Source organism: Massilia sp. P2_C2 (assembly GCF_056404615.1).
Genome location: NZ_JBFUDR010000275.1, coordinates 1 through 8517 on the forward strand (window position 1 = coordinate 1; position 8517 = coordinate 8517).

Here is an 8517-nt window from a genome sequence, read left to right on the forward strand (position 1 = left end):
TACCAGTCCATTATGGACCACTCGTCAGTCCCCGTCTTGAGAATTAACCACGCGGGTGGTGACGGGCATGCAGATGCTTCAGGCGCTCGCGCGCAACGTGGGTGTAGATCTGCGTCGTAGAAATGTCAGAATGGCCCAGCAGCAACTGCACGACGCGGAGATCGGCGCCGTGGTTCAGCAAATGCGTGGCGAAAGCGTGACGCAGCGTATGCGGCGACAATGGCGCGGTGATGCCCGCCCTGGCCGCATGCTTCTTGATCACGACCCAGAACATCTGGCGCGTCATCGGGCCGCCGCGGTTCGTCACGAACAGGGCATCGTCGATTTGCCCATCCAGGATGACGCCGCGCGCCTCGTTCAGATAGCGTTCCAGCCAGTATCGCGCCTGTTCGCCGAACGGCACGAGGCGCGTCTTGCTGCCCTTGCCCGTGATGCGCAGCACGCCATCGTTCAGGCTCAGTTCGACGAGCTTCAACGCGACGAGTTCCGACACGCGCAGCCCGCTGGCATACATCAGTTCCAGCATCGTGCGCTCGCGCAGGCCGAGTGGCGTGGACACATCCGGCGCGGCCAGCAGCGCGTCGACCTGGGCTTCCGTCAGCGTATGCACGAAGCGCTGCGGCTGTTTCGCGGACGCCATCTTGAGACACGGGTCGGCGTCGATGCGGCGGTCGCGCAACGCGAGCTGGTAAAAGCGCTTGAGCACCGACAGCCGGCGGTTGGCCGAACTGGGCTTCGTGTCTTCATGGCGTTCGGCGAAATAGGCGGCGATATCCTGCGGTTCGACGGCGTACAGGTCGCACCGCTCCGGACGCCTGACTTCGAGCCAGCGCGCGAACAGGCGCAGGTCGCGCCGGTAGGCGTCGAGGGAATTCTTCGCCAGTCCGTGCTCGAGCCAGAGCGTGTCGCAGAACGCGTCGATCAGGGGAAGATTGACTGCTGCTGCCATGGCATCTCGAGCGCCAGTGCGCCTTCGTGGCGCAGCAGCCAGCGCTTGATCCCGAGCTGGAATCCGTGTTCGTCGTCGCTGCTGGAAAAGCCGCCCAGGCCGCCGGACGCCGTCACGCGGTGGCAGGGAATCACGAGCGGGAACCAGTTGGCGCCGCAGGCCTGGCCGACGGCGCGCGGGGCCGATTCCAGCTGCTTCGCGATCTGGCCATAGGTGCGCACGCTGCCGCGCGGAATCGCGCAGATCGTGTCCCAGACGCGCCGCTGGAATGCGCTGCCGGCCTCTTTCAGCGGCAGGTCGAAACGGAAATCGGGATCCTCGAAATAGCGCGCCACCTGGATGGCGGCCTGTTCGGCGACGGCATCCTGCGCCGCCTTTTCCTGGTAATGCGACGGCAGGTAGACCAGTTCGCGCAACCGTCCGTCTTCGGTACGGATGCCCATCGCTCCAAACGGCGCCGCGATGATGGCGCTGAAAATCTCGCTGCCTTGTTGTGTGTTCATCGATGCAGTGTAAAACCCTGCACCTGGGATCGCAAGCCCTGGGTACGGATGAAAAAAAACGCACCCGTGGGTGCGTTTTTAAATTTGGTCACGTTTTCGGCTGCCTGGTCATTGCCGGCTGCATCATATAAAACGTGTGTCTCCTCCTAACTGTTTTTACGGTAAAATTTTTTGGTTTTACCGCTTTCTTTTCCCTCTCCCAAAATCGTATTCGGTTCGCCTTCATCGCACCACGTTGGTGCCAAAAGGTGCCCCATCATAACGCAACCGCATAAGAAAAGCGTAGTTTTTTATATACATTCACGAAATATATTTCGGTCATAAGCCCCTGTGACATGGCATAAAATAGTCGCCGCCATTTCTTGATTGATTAAAAATCAACTAAATTTCCTTTCTGCACGTTTCATTGCACCGAAAACGGGCGGAACTACCAGGTCCAGGCCGTCGTGGGCGCCACGGCGCGGGACGTCGTCTGGTTGATGGCGTCGATCAGGTCCTTGCCGATCCGGCCTTCCATCTGTTTTTGCACAGGCAACAGGGCGCGGCGCCAGTCGGCCTGCTCCTGCGGCGTCAGCGTATAAACCTTGGTCTTGCCGGTCTTGCGGATCGCCTCCAGGGCCGCGTCGTTGTCGCGCTGCGCAATCGTCTTTTCGAACACCGTCGCTTCGCGCAACGCCTGTTCAAGTTCCTCGCGGATATCACGCGGCAAGCCATCCCAGAACTTCTTGTTGACGATGACGGCGTAGCCGAGATAGCCGTGGTTCGACACCGTCACGTATTTCTGCACCTCATTCATCCGCTGCGTGAGCATGTTCGACGGCGGATTCTCGGTGCCGTCCACGACATGGGCCTGCAGGGCCGGATAAACGTCGGAAAACGCCAGCACCTGGGGGATGGCGCCCAGCGCGCGCATCTGCGCATCGAGCACCTTGGAGCCCTGGATACGCATGCGCAGGCCGCGGAAATCCGCCGGGCTGTGCAGCGGGCGGTTGGCCGACATCACCTTGAAACCGTTGTCCCAGTAAGCGAGGCCCGTGATGCCCTTGGTTTCCAGCTTTTGCAGCAGGCTTCTGCCGATCGGACCTTCCGTCACGGCATACAGCGCCGCCTTGGTCGGAAAGATATACGGCAGGTCGAAGGCCTCGAATTCCTTCACGCCGAGCGGCCCGAACTTGGCCAGCGACGGCGCCAGCATCTGCACGGCGCCCAGTTGCAGCGCTTCCAGTTCTTCCTTGTCCTTGTATAACTGGCTGTTGGGATAGACTTCGACCCGGACCCGGCCGTGCGTGTACTGCTCCGCCAGCACGCGGAAGCGTTCGGCCGCCTGGCCCTTGGGCGCGTCCGGCGCCACGACGTGGCTGAACTTGATGACGATGGGCGCCTGGGCCCGGACGCCGCCGGCCGCGCCCAGTCCGGCCAGGACAGCGAGCGCGGCCAGCATCGTTTTGATGCGCATAGATTTCCTCATACCGCGGTGTATATTCGGGTACCGGCCCCCAGTGTGCCGGTTCCTGCTCGGCGCCGCTATCGTGGAAAACCACGACGAACGGACGTCGGCAAAAGGACAAAGGACGAAACGTTATCACATGAAGACGCCATTTACCTTGCCCCGCCCTGTCCCGGAAGGCCCATGGCGCTGGCTGGTGCCCGTGCTGCTGGTGCTGCTGTTCCTGCTCGTCCTGCTGTGGCTGCCCTGGCAGGCGCGCCAGATGGAAAGCAACGAGCGCCAGGAACAGCTGATCGCCGACACGCTGTGGGTCGAGCAGACCCTGCGCTTCGAACTGGCGCGCAGCGAGGAAGCGCTGGCCGCGCTGGGCGCCGACCTGGCCGTGGAGACGCCGCAACCCGCCGTCCTGCAGGCACGCCTGGCGCAGATGTTCAAGAACGGACACGAACTGCAGCGCATCATCTGGTACGACGCGCGCGGCGACGTCAAGGCGAGCCGCGGGCTGGAACTGCCGCCCGAGGGCCTGACGCAATCGTCGCGCGACGCCGCCACCATGGCGCGCAGCACCCGCATCGGACGCTACAGCGACCCCTACCGCGCCAAGGGCCTCGTGCACGGCCTGATCGACTTCCACCTGCCGCTGTACCACGCCGGCAACTACATGGGCAGCCTCGTCGCCACGTACAACCTGCAGACGCTGCTGGACGAGAACGTGCCGTGGTGGTTCGCCCAGGACAACGCCCTGTCGCTGCTCGACCGCGACGACCACGTCGTGGCGCAGCGCGCGGCCGGCGGTCCGGGCCGGGGCGTCTACACGCACAAGCGCGCGCTGGACCTGCCCGGCGCGCAGATCGTGCTCGCCACCGACAGCGTCAAGGGCGCGCCGAAGCTGCTGCCGAATTTGCTGGTGGGCTCCGTGATCGTGCTGGCGCTGGGGCTCGTGATCTCGCTCGGCGCGCTGTGGCGCCACATCGCGCGCACGCTCGCGGCCGAAAACGCGCTGCGCCAGCAGATGATCTTCCGCACGGCGATGGAGAATTCGCTGCTCACGGGCCTGCGCGCGCGCGACCTGGAGGGCCGCGTCACCTACGTCAACCCGGCGTTCTGCCGCATCGTCGGACTGCCGCCGGAAGAGCTGCTGGGCAAGCCGCCGCCGATGCCGTACTGGGCCCCGGAAGCGATGGCCGAATACGAGGAGCGCCTGCGCAAGGTGCTGGCGGGCCAGGCCACGCCGCAGTTCGAGACCGTGTTCCAGCGCCCGGACGGCGAGCGCGTGCCGGTGCTCGTGTTCGAGGCCCCGCTCGTTGACGCCAACGGCCGCCACACGGGCTGGATGGGTTCCATCCTCGACATCACGGACCGCAAGCGCGCCGAGGAACTCAACCGCCAGCAGCAGGAAAAGCTGGAGACGAGCGCGCGCCTGGCGACGATGGGCGAGATCTCGTCGATGCTGGCACACGAGCTGAACCAGCCGCTGGCCGCCATCTCGAGCTACACGGCGGGCGCGCTGAACGTGCTGGCGCGCGCCGGTGACGCGGGCGGCGGCGGCGGGGCGACCTCGGCGTCGCTCGACGTCGGCATGCTCCGACGCGCGCTGGAACAGGCCAATACGCAGGCGCGCCGCGCCGGCCAGATCATCCGCAGCGTGCACGAATTCGTCAAGAAACGGGAACCGCGCCGCGAGACGGTCGCCATTCCCCACGTCGTCGACGGCATCCGCGCCCTCGTCGAGCTGCAGGCGCGCCAGAGCTATGTGGCGCTGCAGGTGGACGTGCCGCCCGACCTGCCGCCGGTACTCGCGGACCGCGTACTGATCGAGCAGGTGCTGCTGAACCTCACGCGCAACGCGATCGAGGCGATGCAGGCCATCGATCCGGAACGGCGCGTGCTGCGCATCGCGGCGACGGCGGGAGAACAGGGACAGGTCGCGGTGTCCGTGATCGACAATGGCCATGGCATCGCGCCGGAAGTGGCCGAGCGCCTGTTCTCGCCGTTCTTCTCGACCAAGGCCGAGGGCATGGGCATGGGCCTGTCGATCTGCCGCACCGCGATCGAATTCCACGGCGGCACCCTGACCCACGCCGCCAACCCGGGCGGCGGCACCATCTTCACGTTCACGCTGCAGCAGGCCCAGGAAGCCCCCGTCGCCTGAGTCGTGCTTTACTTTACAATACGTAAAAAAAAGGAGACTTCATGCTGCATATCGTCGACGACGAAGACGTCATCCGGGACGCCCTCGCATGGCTGGCGCAATCGCGCGGGTTGCCGGCGCGCGGCCATGCCGGGGGACAGGCCTTCCTCGATGCGATCGGCGACCGGTTTGCAGCCGATGCCGTGCACGGCGACTGCGTCCTGCTGGACGTGCGCATGCCGGGCATGAACGGCATCGCCGTGTTCGACCAGCTGGTGGCGCGCGGCCTGCTGGCACGCCTGCCCGTGATCTTCCTGACCGGCCACGGCGACGTGCCGATGGCCGTCGATTCCCTCAAGCGCGGCGCCTTCGATTTCTTCGAAAAGCCCTTCAACGACAACCAGCTGATGGACCGCATCGAGGAAGCCCTCGCCGCCTCGCGCCAGGCCGCGGCAAGGGACGCCGTCCGCGCCCGTCTCGCCACGCTGTCGGCGCGCGAACGCGAAGTCCTCGACCTCATTCTGGCCGGCAATATGAACAAGGTCGTGGCCGACAAGCTCGGCATCAGCATGCGCACGGTCGAGGTGCACCGGGCGCATATCTTCGACAAGATGCAGGTCAAGACGGCCGTCGAGCTGGCCGGTCTGTTGAAATAACACTATTCCCTTTCCTTCGGTCAGCGCGCGCACGACAGGCCGGCACGCCCTGTGCGGCGCGGGGTTCGCTTGTAAAATCAACCTGAACATGGAGCCATATTCTAGCCACGTCAAAAAATTCTTTAGGGAACGCAGATGAGCGAGAAGACGATAGCCGACAAGATGTTCTTGAAGACCGCAAAATCGATTGTGATTTTGAACGGGAGCGTCCACCCCGGCCTGGTGTCGCAAATGCCGGCCAACCTGGTCAAGCCAGACCAGGACAAGGCGGACGTGGTGCTGATGTTTGCACTGAACCGCAAGGAACTCGAACAATACTTCCCCATCGCCAAGGAACGTATGGGCGACAAGGGCTCGCTGTGGGTTGCCTACCTGAAGCAGACGGCCTCCAAGGCCACGGACATCAACCGCGATTCGATCAATGACTATGCCAAGAAGAATGGCATCACGGGTGTGGCCATGATTTCCATCGACGGCGACTGGTCCGCGCTACGCATGAAGCGCATCGAACTCTGACGCTCAGAACCTATGTAGGGTGGGCACCCTGTGCCCACGCGGACGTTGGCAATCCACATACGTCACGCGTGGGCACGTTTCATTGGATTGATGCCCCCGGCATCAATCCCCCCCGGCCTCAAATGCCCAACCTACTTAATTGCGCCATGGCGCGCGAGCGCCCACATGACGTGCTCGCGCACGAGCGCGGACGGGTGCGCCGCGCGGGCGCGCAGCGCCGCGACGATGTCGTCGTTCCCCGGCGTCGCCGCGGCCGCGTTGCCCAGCCCGACCGCCAGATTGCRCAGCCAGCGCTCGTGCCCGATGCGGCGGATAGGACTGCCTTCCAGGCGGCGATTGAAATCTTCCTCGCTCCAGCCGAACAACTCGACCATGCCCGCCGTGCCCAGGCCGTTCCTTTCGTCGAAATCCGGCACCGTCGCCCGCTGCGCGAACTTGTTCCATGGGCATACCAGCTGGCAATCGTCGCAACCATAGATGCGGTTGCCGATCAGCGGACGCAGGTCTTCCGGGATGCTGCCCTTCAACTCGATGGTCAGGTAGGAGATGCAGCGGCGCGCATCCAGCCGGCCCGGCCCCAGGATCGCGCCCGTCGGGCAGGCTTCGATGCAGGCGTTGCACTGGCCGCAATGGGCGTCGGTGGGAGGATCGACGGGCAGCGGCAGGTCGACGAGGATCTCGCCGATGAAGAACGTGGAGCCGGCCGTGCGGGAGAGCAACAGGGTGTGCTTGCCGCGCCAGCCGAGGCCCGCCTTCTGCGCCAGCGGCAATTCCATCACGGGCGCGGAATCCGTGAACACACGGTAGCCGTACTCGCCGACGGCGCCGCGGAGGCGCTCGGCCAAGGCCTGCAGACGGTTGCGCAACACCTTGTGATAGTCGCGGCCGCGCGCATACAGCGACACGACCGCCGCCTGCGGGTCGTCCTGCCGCAGGCGTTCGCGCGCGCGCCAGTCGGCCGGGGCGGCGCTGGGCAGGTAATCCATGCGGACGCTGATCACGCGCACCGTGCCCGGCACCAGCTCGGCCGGTCGGGCGCGCTTCATGCCGTGGCTTGCCATATAATCCATCTCGCCGTGATGGCCGGCGTCCAGCCAGGCCTGCAGGCCCGCCTCCTGGTCGGCCAGGTCGATGTCGGCGATGCGCACGTCGGCAAAACCCAGCTCCCTGCCCCATGCCTTGATGGCCTGGGCGAGCGCGTGGAGATCGGGCTGGACGGGTGATGGCATGGCGGACATGACGGACAAATAATCGCAAAAACGATCGCAAAACAATCGCGCAACCTCTCATTTTATTCGATGCCGCAGCAACTGACAGTCTATCTTCCCGACGAATCCGCCACGCAGGCACTGGGTGCCGCGCTTTCCCGCGCGTTGCGTCCGGGCCTCGTGATCTACCTGCATGGCGACCTCGGCGCCGGCAAGACGGCGCTCACGCGCGCCCTGCTGCACGCGGCCGGCCACAAGGGCGCCGTCAAGAGCCCGACCTATACGCTGTCCGAGCCGTATCGCATCGACCTGGATGGACAAAAGATCAACCTGATCCACTACGACCTGTACCGCATGTCCAGCCCCGAGGAATTCCTCGACGCGGGCTTCCGCGAGGATTTCGACGGCAACAACATCTGCATCGTCGAGTGGCCGGAAAAGGGAGAACCTGTGTTGCCGCCGCCCGACGTTAAAGTGTTGCTTAAGGTCAGCGGTAACGGGCGTGAGGTAGAATTGCAGGCGTTGTCCGACTTGGGCCTGCTATGCCTCGAACGCCTGCATTACCCCCCGACTCCCTGATTCCATCGCCCAGGCGCCGCACGGTGCTGAAGGCCGGCGGCACGCTGCTGCTGTCCGTCGTCGCGCCGCTGTCGGCGTCCGCCGCCCAGATCATGGCCGTGCGCGTGTGGCCGGCCGACGAGTACACCCGCGTCACCCTGGAAAACGACGGCGAGCTGAAGACGACGCACTTCATGGTGCCGGACCCACCGCGCCTCGTCGTCGACATCGAAGGCCTCGCACTGAACGACACGCTGAAAAGCCTCGTCGCCAAGGTCGAATCGAACGACCCGTACATCAGGCAGGTGCGCGTGGGCCAGAACCGGCCGAACGTCGTGCGCCTCGTGTTCGACCTGAAGGAAGACGTCAAGCCGCAGGTGTTCACCCTGGCGCCCATCGCCGGCTATCACCACCGGCTGATCTTCGACCTGTATCCGGTCAAGGCCGTCGATCCCCTCGCGAGCATGATCGCCAAGGAAAACTGGACCACGGAAGCCCCGCCCGCCACGCCGACCCCGGCCGTGCAACCGGGCGAGACGACCGTCGGCC

General features: G+C 64.8%; 9 protein-coding genes. 5 read left to right on the forward strand and 4 right to left on the reverse strand.

The features are described 5' to 3' along the window. Window positions 1-43: 43 nt before the first annotated feature. From xerD to AC1DYX_RS24275, 3 genes are all read right to left on the reverse strand, one after another. Window positions 44-949, reverse strand: a complete 906-nt coding sequence (xerD, locus tag AC1DYX_RS24265; protein WP_477263620.1) for a site-specific tyrosine recombinase XerD — start codon at window positions 947-949, stop codon at window positions 44-46. After that, a complete protein-coding gene (locus tag AC1DYX_RS24270; RefSeq protein ID WP_477263622.1) occupies window positions 922-1452 on the reverse strand; it encodes a methylated-DNA--[protein]-cysteine S-methyltransferase in 531 nt (176 codons plus the stop codon). The genes xerD and AC1DYX_RS24270 overlap by 28 nt, the downstream gene beginning before the upstream one ends. A 427-nt stretch (window positions 1453-1879) precedes the next feature. After that, window positions 1880-2908, reverse strand: a complete 1029-nt coding sequence (locus AC1DYX_RS24275) for a TRAP transporter substrate-binding protein (RefSeq protein ID WP_477263624.1) — start codon at window positions 2906-2908, stop codon at window positions 1880-1882. Window positions 2909-3038: 130 nt separating this feature from the next. Here AC1DYX_RS24275 and AC1DYX_RS24280 point away from each other — a divergent pair, with 130 nt between their 5' ends. From AC1DYX_RS24280 to AC1DYX_RS24290, 3 genes are all read left to right on the forward strand, one after another. After that, complete coding sequence (locus AC1DYX_RS24280; RefSeq protein ID WP_477263626.1) at window positions 3039-5051, forward strand: two-component system sensor histidine kinase NtrB; 2013 nt, start codon at window positions 3039-3041, stop codon at window positions 5049-5051. Window positions 5052-5092: 41 nt separating this feature from the next. Next, window positions 5093-5686 carry a response regulator transcription factor gene (locus AC1DYX_RS24285; protein WP_477263627.1) on the forward strand — a complete coding sequence of 198 codons (594 nt, stop codon included), beginning with the start codon at window positions 5093-5095 and terminating at the stop codon, window positions 5684-5686. A gap of 135 nt (window positions 5687-5821) precedes the next feature. After that, window positions 5822-6202 (forward strand): DUF3052 family protein, encoded by a 381-nt coding sequence (locus tag AC1DYX_RS24290; RefSeq protein ID WP_477263629.1) that lies wholly within the window; start codon window positions 5822-5824, stop codon window positions 6200-6202. A gap of 131 nt (window positions 6203-6333) precedes the next feature. Here AC1DYX_RS24290 and queG read toward each other — a convergent pair whose 3' ends face one another. Next, window positions 6334-7431 (reverse strand): tRNA epoxyqueuosine(34) reductase QueG, encoded by a 1098-nt coding sequence (gene queG, locus AC1DYX_RS24295; protein WP_477263631.1) that lies wholly within the window; start codon window positions 7429-7431, stop codon window positions 6334-6336. A gap of 69 nt (window positions 7432-7500) precedes the next feature. On the opposite strand from queG, the gene tsaE reads away from it, so the two are divergent. Together tsaE and AC1DYX_RS24305 are read left to right on the forward strand one after the other, a co-directional pair. Then, window positions 7501-7989 (forward strand): tRNA (adenosine(37)-N6)-threonylcarbamoyltransferase complex ATPase subunit type 1 TsaE, encoded by a 489-nt coding sequence (tsaE, locus tag AC1DYX_RS24300; protein ID WP_477263633.1) that lies wholly within the window; start codon window positions 7501-7503, stop codon window positions 7987-7989. After that, the coding region (locus AC1DYX_RS24305) for an AMIN domain-containing protein (RefSeq protein ID WP_477263635.1) at window positions 7953-8517 on the forward strand (565 nt) is incomplete at its 3' end. The genes tsaE and AC1DYX_RS24305, both read left to right, overlap by 37 nt.